Annotated in this window: 23 protein-coding genes and 1 pseudogene; 11 read left to right on the top strand and 13 right to left on the bottom strand. The window is 64.7% G+C overall.

Features of this window, described 5'->3' with window-relative positions; translation table 11 throughout:
* Nucleotides 1-7 precede the first annotated feature (7 nt).
* A complete protein-coding gene (locus LDH74_RS06680; protein ID WP_226041739.1) occupies nucleotides 8-652 on the top strand; it encodes a metal-dependent hydrolase in 645 nt (214 codons plus the stop codon).
* 37 nt (nucleotides 653-689) lie between these two features.
* Here LDH74_RS06680 and LDH74_RS06675 read toward each other — a convergent pair whose 3' ends face one another.
* Nucleotides 690-1,451: a competence/damage-inducible protein A gene (locus LDH74_RS06675; RefSeq protein WP_226041738.1), complete on the bottom strand. Its 762-nt coding sequence runs from the start codon at nucleotides 1,449-1,451 to the stop codon at nucleotides 690-692.
* Nucleotides 1,452-1,632: 181 nt separating this feature from the next.
* On the opposite strand from LDH74_RS06675, the gene LDH74_RS06670 reads away from it, so the two are divergent.
* The 3 genes from LDH74_RS06670 (at nucleotide 1,633) to LDH74_RS06660 (ending at nucleotide 4,385) form a co-directional block, all read left to right on the top strand.
* The gene (locus LDH74_RS06670) at nucleotides 1,633-1,809 is read left to right on the top strand and encodes a hypothetical protein (protein ID WP_226041737.1); all 177 of its coding nucleotides are present in this window, start codon (nucleotides 1,633-1,635) and stop codon (nucleotides 1,807-1,809) included.
* Nucleotides 1,803-3,176 carry a hemolysin family protein gene (locus tag LDH74_RS06665; RefSeq protein WP_226041736.1) on the top strand — a complete coding sequence of 458 codons (1,374 nt, stop codon included), beginning with the start codon at nucleotides 1,803-1,805 and terminating at the stop codon, nucleotides 3,174-3,176. Before LDH74_RS06670 ends, LDH74_RS06665 begins: the two co-directional genes overlap by 7 nt.
* A gap of 210 nt (nucleotides 3,177-3,386) precedes the next feature.
* Nucleotides 3,387-4,385: a hypothetical protein gene (locus LDH74_RS06660; protein WP_226041735.1), complete on the top strand. Its 999-nt coding sequence runs from the start codon at nucleotides 3,387-3,389 to the stop codon at nucleotides 4,383-4,385.
* Between the two features lie 100 nt (nucleotides 4,386-4,485).
* Here LDH74_RS06660 and LDH74_RS06655 read toward each other — a convergent pair whose 3' ends face one another.
* Nucleotides 4,486-6,000 carry a hypothetical protein gene (locus tag LDH74_RS06655; protein WP_226041734.1) on the bottom strand — a complete coding sequence of 505 codons (1,515 nt, stop codon included), beginning with the start codon at nucleotides 5,998-6,000 and terminating at the stop codon, nucleotides 4,486-4,488.
* A gap of 213 nt (nucleotides 6,001-6,213) precedes the next feature.
* On the opposite strand from LDH74_RS06655, the gene LDH74_RS06650 reads away from it, so the two are divergent.
* The 4 genes from LDH74_RS06650 (at nucleotide 6,214) to LDH74_RS06635 (ending at nucleotide 8,752) form a co-directional block, all read left to right on the top strand.
* Nucleotides 6,214-6,444 (top strand): AbrB/MazE/SpoVT family DNA-binding domain-containing protein, encoded by a 231-nt coding sequence (locus LDH74_RS06650; RefSeq protein WP_226041733.1) that lies wholly within the window; start codon nucleotides 6,214-6,216, stop codon nucleotides 6,442-6,444.
* Nucleotides 6,445-6,819 carry a PIN domain-containing protein gene (locus LDH74_RS06645; protein ID WP_226041732.1) on the top strand — a complete coding sequence of 125 codons (375 nt, stop codon included), beginning with the start codon at nucleotides 6,445-6,447 and terminating at the stop codon, nucleotides 6,817-6,819.
* A gap of 43 nt (nucleotides 6,820-6,862) precedes the next feature.
* Nucleotides 6,863-8,368: a replication factor C large subunit gene (locus LDH74_RS06640; RefSeq protein WP_226041731.1), complete on the top strand. Its 1,506-nt coding sequence runs from the start codon at nucleotides 6,863-6,865 to the stop codon at nucleotides 8,366-8,368.
* A gap of 186 nt (nucleotides 8,369-8,554) precedes the next feature.
* On the top strand, nucleotides 8,555-8,752 hold the full coding sequence (locus LDH74_RS06635; RefSeq protein WP_226041730.1) for a hypothetical protein: 198 nt from the start codon (nucleotides 8,555-8,557) through the stop codon (nucleotides 8,750-8,752).
* 13 nt (nucleotides 8,753-8,765) lie between these two features.
* Here the strand turns inward: LDH74_RS06635 and bioD are convergent, their stop codons facing one another.
* The 4 genes from bioD to bioB all read right to left on the bottom strand — a co-directional run bounded on the left by bioD (nucleotide 8,766) and on the right by bioB (nucleotide 13,044).
* On the bottom strand, nucleotides 8,766-9,473 hold the full coding sequence (bioD, locus tag LDH74_RS06630; protein WP_226041729.1) for a dethiobiotin synthase: 708 nt from the start codon (nucleotides 9,471-9,473) through the stop codon (nucleotides 8,766-8,768).
* Complete coding sequence (locus LDH74_RS06625) at nucleotides 9,470-10,693, bottom strand: 8-amino-7-oxononanoate synthase (protein ID WP_226041728.1); 1,224 nt, start codon at nucleotides 10,691-10,693, stop codon at nucleotides 9,470-9,472. The genes bioD and LDH74_RS06625 overlap by 4 nt, the downstream gene beginning before the upstream one ends.
* A 163-nt stretch (nucleotides 10,694-10,856) precedes the next feature.
* On the bottom strand, nucleotides 10,857-11,909 hold the full coding sequence (locus LDH74_RS06620; RefSeq protein WP_226041727.1) for a transcriptional regulator: 1,053 nt from the start codon (nucleotides 11,907-11,909) through the stop codon (nucleotides 10,857-10,859).
* A gap of 28 nt (nucleotides 11,910-11,937) precedes the next feature.
* A complete protein-coding gene (gene bioB, locus LDH74_RS06615; RefSeq protein ID WP_226041726.1) occupies nucleotides 11,938-13,044 on the bottom strand; it encodes a biotin synthase BioB in 1,107 nt (368 codons plus the stop codon).
* Nucleotides 13,045-13,244: 200 nt separating this feature from the next.
* Between bioB and LDH74_RS06610 the strand changes: the two genes are divergently transcribed.
* Nucleotides 13,245-14,156 carry a haloalkane dehalogenase gene (locus tag LDH74_RS06610; protein WP_226041725.1) on the top strand — a complete coding sequence of 304 codons (912 nt, stop codon included), beginning with the start codon at nucleotides 13,245-13,247 and terminating at the stop codon, nucleotides 14,154-14,156.
* A 45-nt stretch (nucleotides 14,157-14,201) separates the two neighbouring features.
* Here the strand turns inward: LDH74_RS06610 and LDH74_RS06605 are convergent, their stop codons facing one another.
* On the bottom strand, nucleotides 14,202-14,699 hold the full coding sequence (locus tag LDH74_RS06605) for a hypothetical protein (RefSeq protein WP_226041724.1): 498 nt from the start codon (nucleotides 14,697-14,699) through the stop codon (nucleotides 14,202-14,204).
* 118 nt (nucleotides 14,700-14,817) lie between these two features.
* Nucleotides 14,818-15,094 (bottom strand): annotated as a pseudogene (locus LDH74_RS06600) (hypothetical protein); the annotation flags it as partial.
* A 177-nt stretch (nucleotides 15,095-15,271) separates the two neighbouring features.
* On the opposite strand from LDH74_RS06600, the gene LDH74_RS06595 reads away from it, so the two are divergent.
* Nucleotides 15,272-16,099: a hypothetical protein gene (locus LDH74_RS06595; protein ID WP_226041723.1), complete on the top strand. Its 828-nt coding sequence runs from the start codon at nucleotides 15,272-15,274 to the stop codon at nucleotides 16,097-16,099.
* A gap of 82 nt (nucleotides 16,100-16,181) precedes the next feature.
* Here the strand turns inward: LDH74_RS06595 and LDH74_RS06590 are convergent, their stop codons facing one another.
* The 3 genes from LDH74_RS06590 to sucC all read right to left on the bottom strand — a co-directional run bounded on the left by LDH74_RS06590 (nucleotide 16,182) and on the right by sucC (nucleotide 18,550).
* Nucleotides 16,182-16,334: a hypothetical protein gene (locus LDH74_RS06590; protein WP_226041722.1), complete on the bottom strand. Its 153-nt coding sequence runs from the start codon at nucleotides 16,332-16,334 to the stop codon at nucleotides 16,182-16,184.
* Nucleotides 16,335-16,529: 195 nt separating this feature from the next.
* Nucleotides 16,530-17,402, bottom strand: a complete 873-nt coding sequence (gene sucD / locus LDH74_RS06585) for a succinate--CoA ligase subunit alpha (RefSeq protein WP_226041721.1) — start codon at nucleotides 17,400-17,402, stop codon at nucleotides 16,530-16,532.
* Nucleotides 17,399-18,550: an ADP-forming succinate--CoA ligase subunit beta gene (gene sucC / locus LDH74_RS06580; RefSeq protein WP_226041720.1), complete on the bottom strand. Its 1,152-nt coding sequence runs from the start codon at nucleotides 18,548-18,550 to the stop codon at nucleotides 17,399-17,401. Before sucC ends, sucD begins: the two co-directional genes overlap by 4 nt.
* 454 nt (nucleotides 18,551-19,004) lie before the next feature.
* Here sucC and LDH74_RS06575 point away from each other — a divergent pair, with 454 nt between their 5' ends.
* On the top strand, nucleotides 19,005-19,835 hold the full coding sequence (locus LDH74_RS06575) for a UbiA family prenyltransferase (RefSeq protein WP_226042507.1): 831 nt from the start codon (nucleotides 19,005-19,007) through the stop codon (nucleotides 19,833-19,835).
* A gap of 112 nt (nucleotides 19,836-19,947) precedes the next feature.
* On the opposite strand, the gene LDH74_RS06570 is transcribed toward LDH74_RS06575, so the two are convergent.
* Nucleotides 19,948-21,711, bottom strand: coding sequence for a histidine kinase N-terminal 7TM domain-containing protein (locus tag LDH74_RS06570; RefSeq protein ID WP_226041719.1), 1,764 nt, complete (start codon nucleotides 21,709-21,711; stop codon nucleotides 19,948-19,950).
* 125 nt (nucleotides 21,712-21,836) lie between these two features.
* Entirely contained in the window at nucleotides 21,837-23,609 is a 1,773-nt protein-coding gene (locus LDH74_RS06565; protein WP_226041718.1) for a histidine kinase N-terminal 7TM domain-containing protein, read from the bottom strand.
* Nucleotides 23,610-23,677: the final 68 nt, after the last annotated feature.

The raw sequence follows: 23,677 nt of genomic DNA, 5'->3' as shown, positions 1-23,677 counted from the left end.
CCGGGATATGCCATCGACCGTCGTCCACGTCGCGTTCGCGGGATTGCTCGGTGTCGCCTTGCTCGGCGACGAGTTCGACACTCGAGTGATCCTGTTCGTGATGGGGTGTAGTGCCCTCCTCGATCTCGATACGCTGATCGGCATCGTCGCCCCCGGAACCCATCGCGCGGCGTTGCACAACGTCTGGATCGTTCTCGTCCCCGCCGCCCTGTTGCTGTGGGACGGCACGCTCCGCGAGGAATCGGCCGTCCGGGACCGGTGGGGGACGTGCGGCCACCGCGTCGCGTGGACGACGCTGGCCGCGTTACTGTTCGCGCACGTCCTGTTCGACGCCTTCTTCAACGGCGTCAACCTCTTCTGGCCGGTCCACGACCGATTTTACGACCTCTCGGGATCGCTGCTCATCACCGACCAGCGCGGACTCGTCCAGACGTTCGTCGAACTCGAGGGCAGTGCGGTCGCCGAGTCGACGGCCCGCGGGACGACCGAAAACACCCACTACAGGACGGGATTCGATCCGACCCGCGACGAGCCGGCGACGGGCGTCGAGCGAATCTTCCCCATCGCGGCGACCGGCGAGCGGTTCGTCCTCACCGTCGCCGGACTGACCGCCGTTCTCGTTCGGGTCGTCGAAGATCGGCGGTCGGACTGAGACGACGAATCGCGATCCGAGACCTCGCTCGAGGCGGCTACTCCGCCGTCCCTTCGCTCGAGGACGGCGGCTCGGTCGTCTCGACGTGTTCCCGAAGCCACCCGATCGCCGCCTCGACCGTCTCGAGGTCGGTACTCGAGACGCGGATCCGGCCGGGCCGGTTTTCGCTTCGCGGATAGCTCCCGACCGCGACGTCGAACCGCTCGGTGACGCCCTCGAGGGCCTCGTGGAGCGATCCCTCGGGTGCCGGCGTGTAGATTGTGCGGGCCACTGCATTACCCTGGAACTCGTCGGCGACCGATTCGAACATGGCTTTCATCTCGTCGGGGATGCCGGCGAGGACGTAGACGTTCTCGACGATACAGCCGGGAGCCCACCCCTCGTCGACGACGATCGGCGTCGCGCCCTCGGGGATCGACGCTGCAGCGTCGATGTCGAGCTGGAGGTCGTACTCCTCGACCATCTCGGGATTCTCATCCCGAAACGCGGCCGCTTTCTCGACCAGCCGCTCTCGGATCTCGCCGTGGACGACGAACTCCCGCTCGAGGCCGTCGGCGACGGCTTCGACGGTCACGTCGTCGGGCGTCCCGCCGATGCCGCCGGTGACGATCACGGCGTCGAACGCGTCGCTCCATCGGTCGACGTACTCTGCGATGAGTTCGCGGTCGTCGGGAATCGTCAGGATCCGCTCGACGCTGCTGCCGCGGTCGGTGATTCGCTCGGCCAGCCACGACGCGTTGGTGTTGGTGGTCGACCCCGCGAGAATTTCGTCGCCGACGGTGACGATCGCGACGTTCATGGGCCGTTTTCGAGTTCCGGGTAGTTATCGGCTCCGGGACCCGACCGGCGAACGGATCCGACTGCTGGCCAGCGTCGGGACGGTCGAGCGATTACCGAAAACCGCTCGAGTGGGCTGTGGATCGCGCGCTCTCGCCGCTCGCCAGCGCCACGGTTTTGTGACTCGTGTGCCAACTGACTGTATGGTCGTAATCACCGGCGGCGGGACTACCGTCTCGTCCTCGCCGCCGAGCGACGTTCGCCGTCCCGTCGGGTCGACGGTGGGACCCCATCGAATCGGTACTCGAGCACAGAACGGACCCGACGCGACGGTGACGGCACGGCGTCGCTCGCAGCCACTGGGGTGGAGCCGATGGTAGAAGTGGATCTCGCGTTCTCGTTCGGGCGGCTCCTCTTCGCTCTCTTTCTGGTCTTCCTGAACGGCTTTTTCGTCGCCGCGGAGTTCGCGTACGTCCGGATTCGGCCGACGCAGATTCAGACTCTCGTCGACGAGGGCCGGTCGTCGGCGAAGCTCGTCCAGGAGGCCGAGGAGAACCTGGACGATTACCTCGCGACCACCCAGTTAGGGATCACGATCGCCTCGCTGGGACTGGGGTGGGTCGGTGAACCGGCCATCGCCTCGCTGCTCGAGCCCGTACTGGGGCCGGTGCTTCCCGCCGGCACGCTTCATCTGGTTTCCATCGCGATCGGGTTCAGCATCATCACGTTCCTGCACGTCGTCTTCGGTGAGCTCGCGCCGAAGACGCTCGCCATCGCTGACGCCGAGCGGATCGCGCTGCTCGTCGCCGCGCCGATGAAGTTCTTCTACTACATCTTCCTCCCAGGAATCATCGTGTTCAACGGGACGGCGAACTTCTTCACGCGACTCATCGGCGTCGCGCCGGCCTCCGAACGCGACGAGAGCCATACGCCAAAAGAGATCATGCGCATCGTCTCGCAGTCGGGAGACCAGGGAGCCGTCGACACGGACGAGGTCGAGATGATCGAGGCCGTCTTCGATCTGGGTGATACGATCGCCCGCGAAGTGATGGTCCCTCGGCCGGACGTCGTTACCGTTCGCGCCGGGATGCCCCTCTCGGAACTCCGGAGCGTCGCCGCGAGCGGGAACTTCACCCGGTTCCCCGTCGTCGACGAAGCGGACGACGAACCGGTCATCGGCTTCGTTCACGCGAAGGACGTCCTCAAAGCGATCGAAGCCGCGGACGGAACCGATGGGCAGGCGGGCGAGGAATCAGCCGACGAGCCGACCGCGCGCGACCTCGCTCGAGAGGTCCTCATCGTCCCCGAGACACGCCGGATCGACGAGGTGCTCGCGGATTTCCGCCGACAAAACGTCCAGTTGGCGGTCGTCATCGACGAGTGGGGTGCCTTCGAGGGGATCCTGACGATCGAGGACGTTATCGAAGAGGTCGTCGGCGAGATTCAAGACGAGTTCGACGTGGCGTCGATGGAACCCTCGATCGAGGAACTCGCCGACGGCCGCTACGAGATGGACGGCAGCGTCCCGCTGGACGTGGTGAACGAGACCCTCGGAACGACGTTCGAAAGCGACGCGTTCGACACCATCGGCGGACTGGTGTTGAGCCGTCTCGGTCGCCCGCCCGAGGTCGACGACGCGATACAGGCCGACGGCTACGAGGTAACGGTCGACGACGTCGAGGGAACGCGCGTCTCGAGCGTAACCGTCAGTGAGGCCGTCCCGGAGGCCGAGGAGTCCTCGGACTGATACGGACTACTGTCAGTCGGTTTCGGCGCACCCGCAGGACGGTCGCAGTCGCGTCGGGGAACCGTTACAACGATTCGTCTGACCACTCGGCCACGGTTTTCGCGCCGAACAGACTCGATGTCGATCCGCCCCATCACGTCCGGATCGATGACTGTAATCGGACATAACATATTTCATACATTTTATGGTGCGGGGCGGACTGGTCCAGTTATGGACCGCCGAACACTCATCGCCTCCGCGGGACTCGGAGTTGGACTAACGGGTTGTCTCAACGTGAACGGCAACGAAACGGACGGAGAGAACGGAACGAACGACGGCTCCGACCGTCTGGATTCCGGGACTGGCTCGGAAACGAACGGGACCGAAGGAGGAGCCGACGGTTCGGCAGCTGACAGCGGCGCGGAGAACGATAGTTCGGACGGCGAGACGGAAACGGGAGACGAGAGTTCGGACGACGATTCCGAGACGGAGACCGACGACTCGAGCGGCGAGACGGAACGGACGGTGGCGTTCGACTCCTGTTCTCGAGCAACGGTTACCGGCACGTTCGAGGCCGGCGACGTCGCCTACGCAAGCACGGGATTCTACGCCGACGATGACCTGTATGGCGACACCATCCTCGAGGACGGCGTCACCTTCGGCGAGGACGTCGACGCCCCGTTCTCGGGAACGGTCGTTTTCGAGATCGGGGACGGGTCGAACGTACGCGCGGGTTCCGACGAGATCGCCGTCGAGGTACCGAACTACGGCAGTACCGGCACCGTCCTCTCGTCGCTGACGACACGGAAGGCGGACTACCAGCGAGTGTCCGCGACCCACGAGAACCCGCGTGCCAGCGAGTGTCTCAGCGAAATCGATCCAGACGGCGGCGACGATAGCAGCAGCGATGACAGCGACAGCGGTGACGCGACGTTCGAAGTCGGCCCGCTCGAGACGAACACGCCCGTCGACTCCGGCGAGTTCCTCGAGGTGAGCGTGACGGTCGAGAACACCGGTGGGGCCGCCGGCACGCAGGACCTCGAACTCCTCGTCGGTACCAGCGCGGAACTGGTCGAACGGCGTTCGGTGTCGCTCGATGCCGGCGAGCGGACGGTCCTCTCGACGGGGTACGAAACGCCCGTCATCGCGAACGATCACGAGTTTCCCGTTCGGGTCGAATCGGCGGACGATGCGGCTGAGCGGTCCGTTCTCGTCTACGGGAGGGAGTGACAGGGCGGAGGGAGAGTGAGACGTCACCCGGTTGCGACGTGTTCGCTTGCAGCACGCACCGAAGCAATTTGCCAGGTCGAAGCGCTGGTCGTCTCCCAGTTCATGACCACTGGACGAGTGGTTCGTCGGTCGCGGCTCGACGGATGTAGTCGGCTTGCATTTCGTGCACGGCGTCGTCGAATCGTTTGCCAGCGTCGAGATAGTCCGCGACGCGGGCCAGTTTCCATCGACTTGGAGTCGTCCGATCGGTCCAGCGCGCCTCGATCGGCCCGACATAGTCCTCGATGATTTCCGACGAAACTCCCTGCTCGCGGAGGCCGCGGCGAGCGAACTCGAAGAGCTCGTCGTAGATTACAGTCAGATCGGTCGTTCGATCACCGTCCGCAGTGACCCATGCAATCTCGGCGTCGAGCCCGTCTTCGACGGCGGCGTAAAAGCTTCGTTCGGCGATGTCGTGATCGAGGCTCGAGAGCGGATGGTCGGCCGTACACAGCCCGTGGACGAGCCCCGCAACCAGGACCTGGAAGCCGATGTTCTCCGCGATGGTCGGCTGCGTGGGAAGCGGTCGGTATTCGATGCGAACCGACCAGTGGTCCCCCTGCTCGACCGGTTGCCCGCCGATGACGGCGCGGAGCCACCGCCAGTACGTTCCCCGCTTGTGATCGAGTTCCCAGAACTGGTCCGCGAAGGTCTCGCGAGCCCCGTCTTCGAGCCACTCGCGGAGAAACGGCGCACACGTCCGGTCGGCGACGAGCCGGTCGACGGTGTCGACCGCCCGCTGTATTCCGTTCGGGAAGCGAACCTTCTCCCATCCGTGGTTGACGGATTGCTCGAACACCGGAATCCGAAGTTCGTGAGACGTTTCCTCGAGCAAGCGGGACGGATCGTCGATCTCGTACAGCTCCGGGGGCAGCAGCGGCGAGTTCGTCGCGAGCGCGAGCACCGGACCGAGCGTCCGGATCGCGGTGTTGTAGTAGGGCGGAAACGCCTCGACGTCGGGAATCTGGATGTGGGGCTGGATCGAGGTCGCCAGCGACTCGAACAGGATCGACGGAAACGCACGCTCGACGCCCGGAACCGAGAGGGTGACCGATCCGTCGGCTCGCGCCAGAATGTCGTTGTCGATCGCACAGTATCGCGGCGACGGCGTCATGTTGTCGGCTATCGTCATCCCCTCGCTCTCGCGCACGGCCGTGAGGTAGTCGTCACTGCCGTCCGGCGGCGGAATCGTCCACATCGCATCCAGGACGATCTCGAGCCCTTCGCGCTCTGCGGCGCGCTGAACGGCTCGATAGTCCCGCCGGAGCGTCGCCGCCTGCGTTTCGATCCCGTCGCCGTCGAACGAGTTCGGATCGGTGTGGAGCTCGACGTTGTGTCGGCCGAGCTCCTTCTCACAGCGGCTCTCGAACAGGGAGTCCGGCACTCGAGCGAGGCGGTTTTCCTCGTCGACGACGTAGGCCTCGAGTTCGATGCCGAGCCCGAAGCTGGGGTTGTCGAGTCGCCCCGCCCGAAGGGCGTCGGTGAGACGGACGGCCTGCTCGTCGACGCGCCGGTCGAACTCGATTCGCGTCTCCTCGCGGAGCGATCGCGTGACGAGGTCGATGAACGCCGCCATCATCGAAACACAGCGGGGCCAGTCGCTTAGAGGTGGGGTACAATGCTCATCGGTACAGTGCGCAGATCGTCTCTCGGAACCCGACTGTCCCGTTTGATAGTCGGATCCCTACGGATGTGATGAACCCGTTATTGGCCGTTCGTCCGACGACATGCATGGGTATGTCTTTGGGTGAGGGGAATATTCTTATTTCTGCCCACAATACGTTCGCGTATGTCCGATGCGACACTGGACGACCGGGGTCGTCTAACACTCCCGAAAGGGCTGCGAGAGCGATACGGCGACCACTACCATATCGTCGAGCTTCAGGACGGAATCAAGTTGATTCCGATCGCAGAGAACCCGCTCGAGGCGCTCCGTGACGAGTTCGAAGATGTCGAAAAGACGGCTGACGAGCTTCGGAAGGAGGCACGCGACGCGGCGCTGGACGAGGCGGGACGCTGAATGTACGCGGAAACGGATTTCCTCCTCGCACTCATCAAAGACGACGACTGGCTCGGAGAGGCCGCCGAGTCGATGTACCAAGAACACCGAGATGAGTTGTGGACGTCACAGTTCACGCTTATCGAACTCCTGATGGTCGCCTACCGCGAGGAACGTGATACCGAGCGCGTCGTCTCGAACGCCGCCAACCTCGTCGAGGTACGCGGTGACATGGAGACGGTCATTACGGCGGCGACATACGTGGAAGACCACGAGTTCACACCGTTCGACGCACTTCACCTCGTCGAATCGAATGGAGATTCCATCGTCTCGAGCGACGACACGTACGAGGACGTCACCCCTCGTCTTGACCTGAAAATAGTCGGCGAGGAGTGACGCTCCGCAACCACTAAACGCGACTCGCACCAACCGGTATCCAATGACCGACTGGACGGAAACGTACCGCCCGACGACGCTGTCGGAGGTACGCGGCAACAACAAGGCCCGCGACAAACTCGAGGAGTGGGCCCAGAGCTGGGACGACCACCGCAAGTCGGTGATCGTCCACGGCAGCCCGGGCGTCGGGAAGACCTCGGCCGCCCACGCGCTGGCCAACGATATGGGCTGGCCCGTCATGGAGCTCAACGCCAGCGACAGCCGGGGGGCCGACGTCATCGAAAAAATCGCCGGCGAGGCCGCCAAGAGCGGGACGCTCACCGCCGGCGGGGCGGGTCGGCGGCTCGTGATCCTCGACGAGGCGGACAACTTTCACGGCAACGCCGACTACGGCGGCTCTCGAGAGGTCACGCGCGTCGTCAAAAACGCGAACCAGCCGATCGTCCTCGTGGCCAACGAGTTCTACGACATGAGCCAGTCGCTGCGCAACGCCTGCGAGACGATCGAGTTCCGGGACGTTTCGAAGCGCTCGATCGTCCCCGTCCTGCGGGACATCTGCCGGCGCGAAGGAGTCGAGTTCGAGGAGGAGGCGCTCGAAAAGATCGCCGAATCGACGAGCGGCGACCTGCGCTCGGCGGTCAACGACTTGCAGGCGGTCGCCGAGGAGGCCGAGCGATTGACCGTCGACGACGTGGTCACGAGCGAGCGCGACACCACCGAGGGCATCTTCGACTTCCTCGACGAACTCATCAAGGAGAAAGACGCCGAGGGTGCGCTGCGGGCATCCTACGACGTCGACGAGACGCCCGACGAACTGCTCAACTGGATCGAGGACAACGTTCCAAAGGATTACGAGGGAGCGGAGTTGGCTGACGCCTACGGATTCCTCTCGAACGCCGACCGGTGGCTCGGTCGGGTGCGCGCCACGCAGAACTACTCCTACTGGCGCTACGCGACCGACAACATGACCGCGGGCGTCGCCGCCTCGCGCCGCGGCGACAAGGGCGGGTGGACCCGATACGGTCCGCCGAGCTACTGGTCGAAACTCGGCCGCACCAAAGGAACGCGGAACACCCGCGATTCGATCGCCGAACGTATCGCCGAACGGGAGGGCGCGAGCGTCGCGACGGTCCGCCGGGACATCCTCCCTTTCCTCTCGGCGATGACCCACCACTGCAAGAACCGCGACCTGACCGTTCGGATGGCGGCGGCCTACGATCTCGACGAATCGGAGGTCTCGTTCGTCACCGGCAGCGGGAAGGACACCAACAAGGTCCAATCGATCGTCGAGGACGCCGCGGAGCTGAAAGCCGACGCGGCGGTCGAACACTCGGGTAACGCCTTCTTCGAGGCCGAGCGCTCGAGTGACGAGAGTACTGCAGCCACTGCCGATACCGAGGCCGGAGACGACGGCGACGAGTCGAACGAGCAACGGGCGCTCGCAGCGACGGAGTCGGACGACGGGACCGACACCGAGCCGGCATCGGATCCCGCGTCAGCGGACGACGAACCGGACGACGATCAGTCGGGATTGAATGACTTCTTCTGAGCAGCGCTCATCTCTCGACACCCACCGGCGAGATCGATTCTGACGCCCGAACGTAGTACTGTAGCACGAAAGACAGCGTGGCGGATGGTGATGAACCGGTTTTATTCGCCGAGAATATATCTATACATAGATTGATCGACACTATTACGGTGGTGAGCGACGAGGGTTCCTCACGGTGATCCACGAGTGACAAAACCACACAGCTGCCCGCTCTGTGCGGAAGCGTACGACGACAAAACCGGTCTCCGGGTCCACCTCGAGGTGGAGCACCGGAAATCCGAAGTGGTCTCCTACCTGGTCGAGCTCGACGGGGCGAGCACCGATATTTCGTCCGACTACGAGTCCACGACGGCCAACGAGGAGCGACCGGCACCGTCGGCCTGATCGCACGGTTCGATCAGCAGTCTTCTACCGGGAGCCGATCGCGGAACGCCGGTGACAGTGCATCGCTGACGCCGGCAGCGAGGGTACCTGGTTCAGTATCGCCGTCGCTCGCAGCCGCGTCGAGCGACGGGACCGTCTCCACCGGAGAGCCGGTCATCCGCTCGAGTTCGGCGGGATTCGTCCGCTCCGCCATCGTCTCGCCGGCGTATTCGTTGACGATAACGCCGCAGACGTCGATTCCGCGAGACTCGAGGGCGTCGACCGAGAGCGCGGTGTGGTTCAGGGTCCCGAGACCCGAGCGCGTGACGACGACCGCCGCGGCCTCGAGGTCGGCGACCAGATCGATCACCTCACGATCGCCGGCCAGCGGAACCCGCAGGCCGCCGATTCCTTCGACAATCGGGACCGATGTCGCCTCGATCTCGCGCTCGCACGCCGCCCGGATCGACTCGTACTCGAGTTGCTCGTCGGCGACATCGGCGGCGACGCTGGGTGCCAACGCCGGTTCGAGATAGCGCGGACAGGTTGCGGCCTCGGAATCCCCACAGGCCGCGGCGACGAACCTCGCGTCGTCGTCCGGCGGGTGGCCGGTCTGGGCGGGTTTGATGGCCCGCGCATCGTGTCCCGCCTCACGGAGCAGGCGCGTGAGTCCGGCCGTAATAACCGTCTTCCCGACGTCCGTCCCGGTTCCGACGACCGCGATCGGCTTCGTCGCGGTCACAGCAGCCCCGCCTCCTCGCCCGCCGCGCGGAACGCCTCGAGGCAGTCGATGATATCGTCACGGTCGTGGGTCGCCATCGGGGCGACGCGGATCCGACTGGTCCCCTCCGGGACCGTGGGCGGCCGGATGGCCGGCGCGACGACGTCACGTTCGCGGATCCCCTCGGCGAGAGCCATCGCGTCCGCGCGGTCGCCGACGGCCACCGGGAGGATCTGGGAGTCCCCTCGGACTGCGAACCCCATCGACTCGAGGCCGTCGCGAAGGTGGGCGACGTTCGCCCAGAGTCGCTCGCGCGCGTCGCCGTGTCGAGCGACGTGCAGCGCCTCGCTCGCGGCCGCGGCGGCCGGCGGCGCGAGACCGGTCGAGAAAACGAACGAGCGCGCGTCGTTGCACAGGCACTCGATCAGTTCCGCGCTACCGGCGACGTACCCGCCCTGGCTGGCCAGCGCCTTGGAGAGCGTCCCCATCTGAATCTGGACCCTGTCCTCGAGTCCTTCGGCCTGCACGACGCCACCGCCGTCCGCGTACAGCCCGGTCGCGTGGGCCTCGTCGACCATCACCCACGCGCCGAACGCCTCGGCGGCGTCACAGATCGCCCGCAGCGGTGCGACGGTGCCGTCCATGCTGAACACGGAATCGGTGAGGATCAGCCACGATTCGTCGGCCGGCTCGCGACCGTCACGGGTCGCTCGGTCGGCTCGCTCCTCGAGCATGGATCGCAGGCTCTCGGCGTCGCAGTGGTCGTAGACGACCGTCTCGGCGTCCGCGAGCCGACAGGCATCGATGATGCTCGCGTGGTTTAACTCGTCCGAGAAGACGACATCCGGCTCGAGCGCGGTGATCGTCCCGACGTTCGCGGCGTAGCCCGAGGAAAAGGCGAGCGCGCGGTCAGTACCTTTGGTCTCGGCGAGCAACCGCTCGAGATCGCGATGGACCATCGTGTCGCCGGTAACGAGCCGGCTCGCGCCGGCACCCGTGCCGACGGTCGCGGCGGCCTGTCGGGCCGCGTCCTGGACGCGCTGGTCGTCGGTCAGTCCGAGGTAGTTGTTGGAGGCGAAGACCAGCGCCTCATCCGCCTCGAGCACGGGCAACTCGCCGCCGGAGGGCTCGGCGAAGTAGCCTCGCTCGGCGACCCGATCGACGGGCGAGAGGGCGCGTTTCAAATCGTTTGCCTCGAGCGTCTCGAGTCGGTCCTCGAGGTCGAACCCGCGGTCGGCCATTCGGCTAAACGAACTCAGCGCCACGGTTTCACTCTCACGGTTCGGCGCTCCGCGGCAGCTGGGCTCGCTCGAGCCTCGAGCCGCCAGGTTTCGGAAATTGCGGATTCGCGTCGGTCCCGCGCGAGCGAAACCGACGAGGGAAAGGGTGACATCTCACTCGCGATCAGAAGCCCGGCATCAGGTCGGCGGGACCGAAGACGCCGTACTCGCCGGCGCGGTTCCGCCGGACGCCGGCTTTGAGGTAGCCCAGCGCGGGTCCGTTGACGTTGGCCTCCATGCTCGTCTCATCGCCGAGCTGGAACGTGTTGGTCGCCGTCTCGCCGTCGAAAGTTCGGCCGGTCACGCGGACCGTCGTCGTCGTCGGCTTTTCGTCGTTTCGCACGTCGAGGATCCCGCCGACGGTGACGTCCGCGGCGTCGCAGACGCCGGCGCGCTCGAGCAGGACGTCGTCGGCGTGTTCCATGTCTTCGAACTCGATGACGCCGTCGTGGTCGTCGATGATCGCCTCGATCTCCTCGTCGGAGAGGTTCCGTGCGGTCTCGATATCGTACTCGGGGAGGTGGGCGATGTCTTCCCGGACGGTGCCGCGGTTGTCCTCGTAGCCCGATTTGAGGCCGACGCCCCAGTGGATGTCGACATCCGTGACCTCGACGAACGACTGGGCTGCGAGCGCGGCCGCACCCGTCAGGAGGCCGGGCGTCGCGCCCGCACCGCAGATGAACGTGATGCTGGCCTCGGCGAACTCATCGCTGCGGTCGTCGAGCATATCGATCACGCGCGAGCGCTTGAGTACGTCGATCATGACTCCGGAGTAGCCGCCCTCGGCGAAGCGGTCGGCCGTCCGCGGGATGAAGTCGTGCTCGTAGTTCGGTAGCGCGAGCAGGACCGCGTCGATCCGGTCGCCGTGATCGATGATCTCCTGAATCGGATCCTCGCTGGGCCGGGCCTGACTCGAGGCGACGACACCCCTGTCCTCGCCGTGTTGTTTGACGCCGCCTTCGGCAGTGGCTGCGCCACCGTCGGTTGCGACTTCGTTGTCAATATTGCCCTCCGTCGCCGCCAGCAGTTCGTCGACGTCGAGGCCGTCGAAGTCGAATGCGACGCCGTGGCGGTCACACGCCGCGACGGGCGTAAGCGCGTCTTTGTGCTGGCTCACTTCGAGTGCTCGTCGGCCGATGCCACCCGTTCCGAGTACCGCAAACGTGATTTCGTTCATGGATATCGTCTGCTGTTATCGTTTCGCGTCAGTCGTCGCTCGGTTCCGCGCCCGTACTCGCCGTCGTATCGGTCGACGACTCTGCGGAGTCGCTCCGTCGGGCCTTGACCGCCTCCGGATCGAAGTCGTTCGTGTCCCGGTTGGGCTCGAGGCCCGCGCGCTCGATGATCTCTAAGTCGTCGCCGGGCGATTGGCCCTCGGTCGTGAGGTAGTCGCCCGTGAGGATGCCATCAGCGCCGGCCTCGAGGGGCAGGTGCTGTTCGTCCGGCTCGAGGTTGACCTCGCGGCCGCCGGTCAGTCGGACTCGTGACTCGGGGTGGAGCAGTTTGTAGACCGCGACCGTCTTGACGATCTCCTCGGTCGTGATCTCGCCGCCCTGCTCGGCCATCGGCGTCCCCTCGACCGGGTTCAATACGTTCACCGGAAGCGAGGAGACGCCGATGTCCTGCAATGCGATAGCCGCTTCGACCCGGTCGGTCGGCGTCTCGCCCATCCCGAGGATGACGCCGGCACAGAGATCCATCCCGGCCGCCTTGGCGACCTCGAGCGTCTCGACTCGATCATCGAAGCTGTGGGAGCCAACGATTTCGGGGAAGTAGTTCGGAGAGGTCTCGATGTTGTGATTGTAGTGGTTGATCCCTTCCTCGGCGAGAATCGCGGCCTCCTCCTCGGTTAGAATGCCCAACGAGGCGTCGACCTCGAGGTCGCACTCGTCGCGGACGAGTCGGATCGACTCGAGGACCTCCGCCCACTCTTCGGGGCGGTGTTTCTTCGAGACGCCCTTCTCGGCGACGACGATTCCGAAGCGCTGAGCACCGTCGCGTTCGGCTCGTTTGGCCGCCTCGAGGATCTTCTCGGGGCCGAGGAAGCCGTAGGTGTCGATGCCGGTGTCGAAGTGGACCGACTGCGCGCAGAAGCCACAATCCTCGGCGCAGTTGCCCGCCTTCGCGTTGACGATCGAGCAGGCGTCGACCGTGCCGTCGCCGAAGTGATCGCGCACGGCCGCGCCGGCCTCCGCGAGCGCGTCGACCGGCTGGGCGATCAGCGCAAGCCCGTCGGTCCGGTCGAGGTGTTCACCGGCTAGCACCCGCTCGAGTGCGTCGTCGACCGTCTCGTTTCCAGTCTCGTAAACCACAATTCTAAACTTGGTTGACGACATTATAATGGTTTTGGATAGTCGTGGCTGTTGTCGGGTACTCCTCGATCGGTCCGCTTCGGGTGAACCCGGCGCGTCGCCGAGTGGGGTTTACGGCCGAAACTGTCGGTCCGAACAATGCTTACAGCGTTCACATCGGTTCCCCAACCTTTGAATAGTGGTATGTAATATCACATCGTATGGTCGTTCGTGTACCAGCGGAGCGATTCGAGGACGTGCCGAATTTCGACTACGAACCGCAGTACGTCGACGTCGGCGAGTTACGGATGGCGTACGTGGAAACCGGCGGCAGTGCAGACGGAGACGAAGCCGAGGAAACCTTCCTCTGTCTGCACGGCGAGCCCACGTGGTCGTTCCTGTACCGGAAGATGATGCCCACGCTGGCCGAGCGCGGGCGCGTGGTCGTCCCCGATCTGATCGGTTGTGGACGCTCCGATCGGTACGAGGACCGCGACGAGTACTCCGTCGAGATGCATTACGACGCGCTGAAGACGTTCGTCGAGGAACTCGACCTGACGAACATCACGCTCGTCTGTCAGGACTGGGGTGGCGTCCTCGGTCTCCCGCTCGCGACCCACGAGCCCGAACGGTTCGCGCGTCTGGTGCCGATGAACACCGGCGTCCCGAACGGGTCACAGGAGATGAGCGACAGGTGGCACGAGTTCGCCGAGATGGTGGCGACCGCAGAGGACCTCGATATCGGGAGGCTCGTCCGGAACGGCTGTTACCGCGACCTCTCCGAGGACGTGGTCGACGCCTACCGCGCGCCGTTCCCCGACGAGCGGTACATGGCCGCCGCGCGGACGTTCCCCGGCCTCGTTCCCACGTCGCCCGACGACCCAGGCGCGGAACTGTTCGACGAAACCAGAGAGCGTCTCGGCGAGTGGGAGAAACCGGCGTTCGTGCTGTTCGCAAAGGAGGATCCGATCACGTCCCACGACCGCGATCCGCTTCGACACCACATTCCGACTGCGACCGAACAGCCCGATGTCTGGATCGACGAGGCGGCCCACTTCCTGCAAGAGGACGCCGGCGAGGAAATCGCCGAGCATATCGTCGACTTCGTCGACCGGACACCGCTATCCGAGTGACGCGGACTCCGACCCGAGGAGATCGTATTCATTCGTAGAGTACGCTCAGCGTCGCTCGTCGAAGAACGACCGGAGCAGCGGGTACCACGCCCCGAAGACGGCCCCGAACAGCAACAAGGCGTAGAAACTCCCCCAGTGGTGGAAGGGAACGGGATAGGTGTCCCCGGTGATGAAACCGAGCACGAACGGGGCCGTATAGGCGACGATGGCGGCCCATAGTACGACACCGTACGAGAGTCCCACGCAGGCACAGAGAAACGGGCTTCGGTAGCTCTCCGCGAGGGGGCTCGGGACGCGTCGACCCCTCGAAAGCCGCGTGATGATCGCGACGAACGGCCCACCCGCGACGAGGCTGTGACAGAAGACGAGCGTCCACTCGTTGACGACGCCCTCGAGCCCGTACACGCCGGCCACCGTTCGGAGGTTTCCGGTCGCGTGTAACGCGCCGCCGAGGGCAGCCCCGGCGATCAGGGCGGCCGCCACCGTGGTGAGGACGGTCACCGGCGACGGACGATCACTTCGGCGTGATTGTCTATATGTCATTGACGGATATCTCAATCACATTTATAAATATCTATCTTACTTCTAGACGAATGTCTAGTTTTTCGAGATTATAAGAAGTAATCGGTCGGGGAACGGGTGACCGGCGATGAAACCGACGTCACCGCGGCGTCTCAGCACCCCACTTCTCGAGCGCCGTCGCCAATTCCGCGTGGTCGTCGGCGTCGGCCTCGAGACTGTCGCCCGCCATCGACGCCTCGACGGACTGGCGGGACGCTTTCTCGCCCGCGCGGGCGTCATCGGGATTGGGCGTGGATCGTCAGCCCGTGATCGTCGCATCGCTCCTGTACCGACTGGACAGCAGCCCAGCCGTAGGTGATCACGTCGACCATGACGAACCCGCCGCCGTGTTCCGCGACGAGGTCGACGCGGTCGAGCGACAGTTTTCCGAATCAACAACTACGATGACGTTCCACTGGTCGATTGTCAACCTCCACGACCGTCGATCCCCGCTGATGGCCAGCACACTAATACGTCATCGATCTCATCTCACGTGACTGAAAAAATTCCAAAAGTTAAAGGCGCGTGATAATCGACTAGCAGAGAAGAATTTCATGACAGATAGTACGACAGACACGCAGTCGGCCGACGACGGGTTCGACGTGGGCTCGAGCGTCGACGATCTCTTCGGGGAGATCGAGTCGGACGCTGATTCGGGGGGCGACCAGTGGGCCGAAACCGAAGACGGGGACGGGTCCGACGCCGTCGAAGATCAGACGGCCGCCGACGTCTTCGACCAGCTTCGGACGGACGCCGGCGACGAGAGCGGTGCCGACGACATTCTCGCGGACGAGAGCCCGGACGACATCATCGCGAGCGCGGACGAGCCGGACCCCGAGCCCGACGCGACGGTCGATGCGGACCTGCTGGCCGACGACGACGAGCTCGCGGATCTCCTGCTCACCGGCCGGTCGAAGGAGACCGACGGGGAGTTCCTCTGGATCGATCCCGCAGACGACGCGGGGACGGACGGCGTCGAGACGGGTGACGAAGGTCGACTCGAGGAGAGCGCAGACGCGACACCTGCCGGGGAATCCGACGACGCAACCGACGATACGGCCGACGTCGAGCAACCCGACGCGGACGAGTCGATCACGGACGATACTGACGGCGACGTCGACGAATCTCCCACCCCGAACGATATCGAGGCCAAACCCGAGCCCGCCACGTCGTCGACGCCCGAGATCATCTCCGACGACGGTTCCGAGACGATAGCGGACTCGAGCGACGACACGGACGAAATCGACGAGGCCGACGAAACTGCGCCAGAACCCGCCGCCGACGGAGACGACGCCGAGGAGGAGTCGGGCCGTGTGGACGCGGACGATGAACCCTCCGGTCCCCTCTCCAAAGTTCGTGCGACGCTGGGCGGACTCTTTTAACCGCCGTGAAATCGGTCGCGGCAACTCCCGGATAATCGGTACGCGTTCGTTCTACGCTCTCGACTGTTTCGTACGCAGGGCGTTACAGGTCGGGATGCCACGCGATGTCTGCCCGCCGAACCGTGTACGGGCGCTCGCCGCACTCAGGACAGCGCGTCCCGTCGCCGGGATCGTCGGCCCGCTCCGGAATCGTGTGCTCGTCCCCGCAGTCGTCGCACTCGAGCCAGACTGGCATACGAGATACTGACGGGTGACGCACCCATGATCGTGCTGCGGGAGAGCGACGGGGCGACCGTACCGAGCCGGAACGGCGATAGGAGTTGTGACTCGAGAAGCGAGATCGCTCGAATCGTCGAAACGAGAGAAAGAAAAGACGGAGAGATAGCCCGCTGCGTCGGTCACGGGCCGTCTCGAGAGCGAGACCGCGACGTTAGTCGAGGAAGCCTTCGATGTGGTCGGCGACTTCCTCGGGCGTATCGCCGACGGGAACGCCGGCGTCGTTGAGCGCCGAGATCTTGCTTTCCGCGGTCCCCGTTCCGGAGCCGGAGACGATCGCGCCGGCGTGGCCCATCCGCTTGCCCGGCGGCGCGGTGCGGCCGGCGATGAAGCCGGCGACCGGCGTGTCGACGTAGTCGTCGATGAACGCGGCAGCTTCCTCCTCGTCCTCGCCGCCGATCTCGCCGCACATGACGATGGCGTCGGTCTCGGGGTCGTCCTCGAACAGCTCGAGGGCGTCGACGAAGTCGGTGCCGATGATCGGGTCGCCGCCGATACCGATGGCCGTCGTCTGGCCGATGCCGCGGTTAGTCAGGCTGTCGACGACCTGATAGGTCAGCGTCCCGGAACGGGAGACCAGCCCGACGTTCCCCTCGGAGAAGATGTTCCCGGGGAGAATGCCGAGTTTGGCCTCGCCGGGCGTAATGAGGCCGGGACAGTTCGGGCCGATGAGTCGCGTGTCGGTCTCGGAGAGGCGCTTGTTGACTCGCGCCATGTCCTGGGTCGGGATGCCCTCCGTGATCGCGACCGCGAGGTCGAGACCCGAATCGAGCGATTCGAAGACGGCGTCGCCGGCGAACGCCGGCGGGACGAAGATGACGGACGTGTCCGCGTTCTCCTCGTCGACCGCTTCGTGGACCGTGTCGTAGACCGGCACGCCTGCGGCCTCCTGGCCGCCCTTGCCGGGGACCGCGCCGGCGACGACGTTGGTGCCGTACTCCATCATCTGTTCGGCGTGGAACTTGCCTTCCCCGCCGGTGATGCCCTGTACCACGACGCGCGTGTCGTCGTCGACTAGTACACTCATTGGTCGTTCACCTCCCCAGCGTACTCGACAGCACGCTGGACCGCGGACTCGAGGGTCTGTTCGACCGTCACGAGGTCCTCGTTCAGAATCTCCATGCCTTCCTCCCAGTTCGTCCCGGCCAGTCGAACGACGACCGGCTTGGGAATCTCGTCGAACTGCTCGAGCGCCTCGTTGATTCCGCGGGCGACCTCGTCGCCGCGCGTGATCCCGCCGAAGATGTTGAAGACGACCGAATCGACGTTGTCGTCGGAGAACACCATGTCGAGCGCGTTCGCAATGCGGGCGGCCTTCGCGCCGCCGCCGACGTCCAGGAAGTTCGCGGGCTCGCCGCCGTAGTGGTCGACCAGATCCAGCGTCGTCATCACGAGTCCGGCACCGTTGCCGATGATGCCGACGTTGCCGTCGAGGCGGACGTAGTCGAAGCCGTACTCGTCGGCCTTCTGCTCGAGTTCGTCGCCGCCGGCGGCCGCCTCCTCCATCTCGGCGAGTTCGGGCTGACGGAACAGCGCGTCCTCGTCGATGTTCATCACGGCGTCGGCCGCGATGACCTCGTCGTCGCTGGTGACCATCAGCGGGTTGATCTCGGCGTCAGCGCCGTCCTTGTCGTCCCAGAGCTGATAGAGGGTCGTGAGAACGCTCGAGACGTCGCGCGCGACGGACTGATCGACGCCGGCGTCGTAGACGGCCTTGCGGGCCTGATAGGGGTGCATCCCGAAGGAGGGATCGATGTGCTCCCGGGCGATCGCCTCGGGATCCTCCTCGGCGACCTCCTCGATGTTGACCCCGCCCTTGGTCGAGACCATCGCGACGGGTTTGCCCTCGCCGCGGTCCATCGTGATCCCCACGTAGAGTTCGTTCGTAAAGTCGACCGCTTCCTCGACGAGGACGCGATCCACGTGATACCCCTTCAGATCCATTCCGAGGATGGACTCGGCCGCCTCGCGGGCCTCGTCCGCGTCATCGACGAGTTTGATCCCGCCGGCTTTCCCCCGACCGCCGACCTGTACCTGCGCCTTGACCGCGACTGGATAGCCGATCTCCTCGGCCGCGGCGACGACGCCGTCGACGTCGGACGCGAGCTGCGAGTCCGGCGTCGGTATCCCGGCATCGGCGAAGACCTGCTTCGCCTGGTACTCGTGTAATTTCATACCATTCGAACGGGCGTTCCGACCTTGCTTAAATCCTGCCAGTTTCCACTCGCCACCGGTATCCATCGACGTGTATCAACGACACGACCGATGTTACTCCCATAGCGTGTTCTCGTTTCCCTCGTTTGTGTAGATTTTCAATTGAAGCGGGGAGAGAGACAATCACACGTCCGAACTCGAGCCCGCAACGGCGTCACGAGTGGTCGATCTTCAATACCTCATCACCGTCCGTTCGAGAGAGACTGCGGAACGCCTTGGACTCTGACGTGTAGGCTGTAAACACTCCACACGGTATAGGATGCCATACGCTGGCCGCGAGCGCTGGGAACCGAGCAGGTCGACATCGACTCGAGCGCCGACCTCCAGCAGAGCATTCAATGCTCGCCTCTCCCTACCGACGCGTAGAGGCCGCCCTGTGACCAACCCTACCGCAACTCGTCGACAGTCGGGGTGGCTGTCGTCGATAACGGCCGTACTGCGGTTTCTGGTTCACAGCAACCTCTTTATCTCGCTGGCGACGGTCAGCGTGGCCGTCACGACGCTACTCCTCGCTGACCTCCCCCTCGAGCCCCTGCCGCTGTTCATCGTCTTCGCGGCGACGATGTTCGTCTACACCGTCAATCGGTTCACCGATCTCGAGGAAGACGAGCAGAACGTCCCACAACGCGCGGCGTTTACGAAGCGGTACGGCCGCCTCTGGCTGACGGCGGGAATCGCCCTCTACGTCGCCGCGATCGGGATCGCCGTCGCGCTCGGTCTCTCGGGGGCCGCGTATCTGTTCCTCCCGCTCGCGGTCGCACTGATCTACTCCCTCGGCGGCGTCAAACGGACCTTCCTCGTGAAGAACCTCGTCGTCGGCCTCGCGTGGGGCGCGATCCCGCTCGGCGTCGGCTACTACTACGATCAGCTCGGCTCGCTCGAGATCCTGTTCCTGTTCGCGTACGTGACGGTCATGATCACCATCGCCGCGGTGATCTTCGACGTGAAGGATATCGAGGGCGACCGCGAGGAAGACATCCCGACGGTTCCGAACCTGTTCGGCCCGCGAGCGACGCGAGCGGGGTCACTGGTGGCGACGGTCGCCGTCGCCGCCGCGGTCGTCGCCCTCGCGGCGACGGGCACGATACCGCGCGAGTTCCTCGTCGTCCTCGCGATGAACGCCTACGTCTGCGCGTACGTGCCCTTCGCGACCCCCGACCGCGGCCCGCTCTACTACGGGCTCGTCGTCGACGGCGAACACGTCTTTCTGGCCGCCGTCGTGTGCGCGCTCGAGTGGCTGATCTGATGACTCGTACCCGTTCTCAGTCTTCTGGTGACGCGGAATCGCCCTCAGTCGCCCGTGTCGCCAGTCGCTCGCAGGGACCCCCCGATCTTCCTCGAGCAGCGTCGGGACCCGATCAGTCCCGTCGAGATTCGGCCTCGATATCGGCCACGGAAGCGGAATCCCCCGGGCTCGAATCGGGGACCGAATCGACCCCACGGAATTCGAATCTGGCACCGCCGGTCTCGCTTTCGGTACTACCGCTCGTCCAGCCGTGGGCCGTCGAAATTCGGTCGACGATCGAAAGCCCGAACCCCGTCCCCTCCTCGTCCGTCGTGTACCCGCCTTCGAAGACTCTCTCCCGTCGGCAGGCCGGAATACCGATGCCGTCATCCTCGACGTAAAACCCGTCGAAAGAGCCGTCCGCGGAGTCGTCGATCGTTCCCACTCGAATCTCGAGGCCGGGACCGTCCGCGCTCTCCGTCCCGTGGTCGATCGAATTGCGAAACAGGTTCTCGAGCAACCGCGTCAACCGCGTCCGGTCCGCGAAGATCGAGACGTCCGCGTCGATGGCGAGCGATGCCGATCCGGTATCGACGCCGTCCCAGGCCGTTTCGGCGATCGTGTTGAGCGCAACGGGCTCCGGGTCGGTGACGGCCGCCCCCTCACGGGCGAGCGTGAGGACGTCCTCGATAATCGTTTCCATCCGCTCGTGAGAGCGTTCGATTTCGTCGAAATACCCATCGTTGTCGTCCGTTTCGGACGCGAGTTCGAGATAGCCCCTGGCGACGGTTAGCGGGTTCCGGAGATCGTGCGAGACGACGTTGGCGAACTGCTCGAGACGCGCGTTCGATTCCTCGAGTTTCGATTCGCGGTTGGTACGGTCGGTGATGTCGCGGGCGATCAGCAGCCAGCCGACGTGTCGATTTCGGTCGTCGTCGATCGGCGTCACCGTCAACAGGAAATGGGACGAGTCGATCGTCGCCCGTGCGGCCGTCCCTTCCCCGCCGTCGGTGAGGGTCTCGTACCGGTCACTGAAGTCCGTTCCGGCGAACACCGATGGAAACGGTCGACCGATGGGAGAAGCGGTATCGTCACCGACGCGATCGAGCAGCCGGCGGCCTTCGGGGTTGATATCGATGAGGCGATCGGTATCGTCGATGACGAAGATAGCGTCGGTGACGCTGTCGAACACTCGATCTCGGGCGACGGGCATGAGGTCCAACAGTCGGTACCGAACGACGGCGACCGTAAACAGGATGCCCGACGTGATACCACCGATCGGCGTCGGATCGATCGGGACGAGGTCGAGTGCGTAGGTCACGTGTGCAAGCCATGGTGCCACCGCCGCACCGAGCAGGACGAGACTCTGGCCGCGATATACCGCCCGCGATCGATACAGAAACCCGAGGATCATCGCGGTAGTGACGGCGTTCACTGCGTACGCGTACCCGAGGTAGAGCACGACTGCGGGGCCGAACTCGTAAGTGATCGCTATCGGTCCCGCCGTGGCCGGCTCCAGCGTCGTATACAGGAGATTGCCTGGGTTAGTGTACGCGAAGACCACGAGAGCCACCGACGGAATCGCGAGCGCGCCGACGATTCGCGGCCGAAGCAAGCGTTCCCGCCCGGTGTACTCGAGGACGAACACGAGTTTCATTAGCGAGACGAGCGCGATACCGACCGACACCGTTCGGAGCGAGAGCGAAGCGACTGTGACGCTTTCGGTGAAGAGAACGATCGAAACCGACCCGTTCCAGATCGCAAGCCCGCCCAGCAGCGACAGGAGCGTCAGCGCGCCGGTTCGGTTCCGATACTGCCAGAGGAAGGCGCTCGCCACGACGGCCGTGAGCGTGGCGAGCACGTAGATCATCTGAGTGATCGACAGGAGATCCGCCATCGCCTGATACGAAGTCCGAATCAAGTAATAGGCACCGGCCGATGATGTCGCTCGAACGACCGGTCGACTGCCCGACAGCGTCGGTTCAGGACGGCCTCGGTTCAGGACGGCGTCGTATCCGACAGCTATCCGTCGGACGCTCGCGCGGGAGACCCGGGTGTCCCGAGCGAATCGTCCGCGCCGGACTCGCTGGCACCGTCGGAATCGACACCGGTGAACTCGAACCTGGCACCACCGCGCTCGCTCTCACCGGCAGTGACGGTCCAGCCGTGAGCGGCCGCGATTCCCCGAACGATGCTCAGGCCGAATCCGGTTCCCTCCGCATCGGTCGTGTAGCCGTCCTCGAAGACGTCTTCGCCCCCATCGGGCAGTCCCCGACCGTCGTCGGCAACGGAGAACCCCATCGATCCTCCGCCATCGTCCGCGGCGATGGGGGCCACCTCGACCTCGAGCGACGAACCGATCGGGTCCGCGCCGTCGTCCGTTCCGTCCGGTGTCCCGTGCTCGACGCTGTTCCGAAACAGATTCTCGAGCAGGCGTGTCACCCGCTTCGCATCGGCGAGAATCGTCGTATCGGACGTCACGGAGAGGGAGGCATCGCCGGTGTCGACGCTCTCCCAGGCTTGCTCGGCGAGATCGGCGAGTGAGACCGGTTTCGGATCGGTGACGTCCGCTCCGTTGCGGGCCAGCGCGAGCACGTCCTCGATGATCGTCTCCATTCGGTCGTGTGATCGCTCGATCTCGTCGAAATACGGGGCCGGATCGTCGGCCTCGCGAGCGAGACCGAGGTAGCCGTCGGCGACGTTCAGCGGGTTTCGCAGGTCGTGTGAGACGATATCCGCGAACCGCTTGAGTCGTTCGTTTTGCTGCTCGAGGCGCTCCTCGTGACGTTTTCGTTGGGTGACGTCGTGGGCGATCAACAGCCAGCCGACGTGGCGATCGCGACCGTCGTCGATCGGGGTCGCGATCACCTGAAAGTGATTCGCCGCGGTCGAAACCTCGACGGTGGTCTCCTCGTCCCGACTCGTTATCTCTCCGTACTGATCCAGAAACGCCGTCCCGTCGACCAGTGACGGGAACGGGCGTCCGATGAGCTGCTCCCCCTCGTCGACACCGACGATCCGCAGGATCCCGCGTCCCTCCGGATTGATGTCGATAAGTCGATCCTCGTCGTTAACGACGAAAATGCCGTCGGAAACGGTCTCGAGGACGCGGTCGCGCGCGATCGGGACGATGTCGGTCAGCCGGTAGCGAACGATCGCGACACCGTACAAAATTCCAGCCACGAGGAAGCCGATCGGCGACGTATCGAACTCGATCGGACCGGCGATATAGACGACGTTGGCGATCCAGGCGGCGATCGTCCCGACGAGCAGTGCGGCGCTCTGCCCGCGGTAGAGCGATCGCGAGCGGTAGAGCAGGTCGAAGATCAGTGCCGTAGTGATGGCCAGGATCGCGTAGGCGTAGACAACGTGGATCCAAAACGCGATCCCCCATTCGACAGCGTCCCCCGACAGCGTGAAAAAGAGGTTCCCGGGGTTGACGACCGCGAAGAGAACGACGAGGACCGGCTCGATGGAAAGCGCGGCGAGGACCGACGGTCGGACGAACCGTTCTCGGCCAGTGTACTCGAGCGTGAAGACCAGCAGCGTCATCGACGAGAACCCGACGCCGAGAAACAGCAATCCCAGAAACGCGAGGGCAAGCGGACCGCTGTCGATGACCGTCAGTGCGAGCAACGACCCAGCCCACATCCCCGCACAGAGGACGTTCCCAAGTAGCGGGGTCACCCCCGTGTGGCCGCGATAGCGCCACAACACCCCGGCGAGTATCACGCTGTTGAGCGTCACGATCGCGTAGATCGGCTGTACATAACCGATCTCTGCGCCGGGGATCATTGTGCGTACTCGAGTAGCGAACACATAAAGTACACTGGCCGTTCGACTGACACGGCGAGCGGGGTCCG

Origin of the sequence: Natrinema sp. DC36, from assembly GCF_020405225.1 — an archaeon.
In the GTDB taxonomy this organism is placed as follows: domain Archaea; phylum Halobacteriota; class Halobacteria; order Halobacteriales; family Natrialbaceae; genus Natrinema.
The sequence above is the reverse complement of the archived record's forward strand: the minus strand, read 5'-3'. Positions and strand labels throughout refer to the sequence as shown.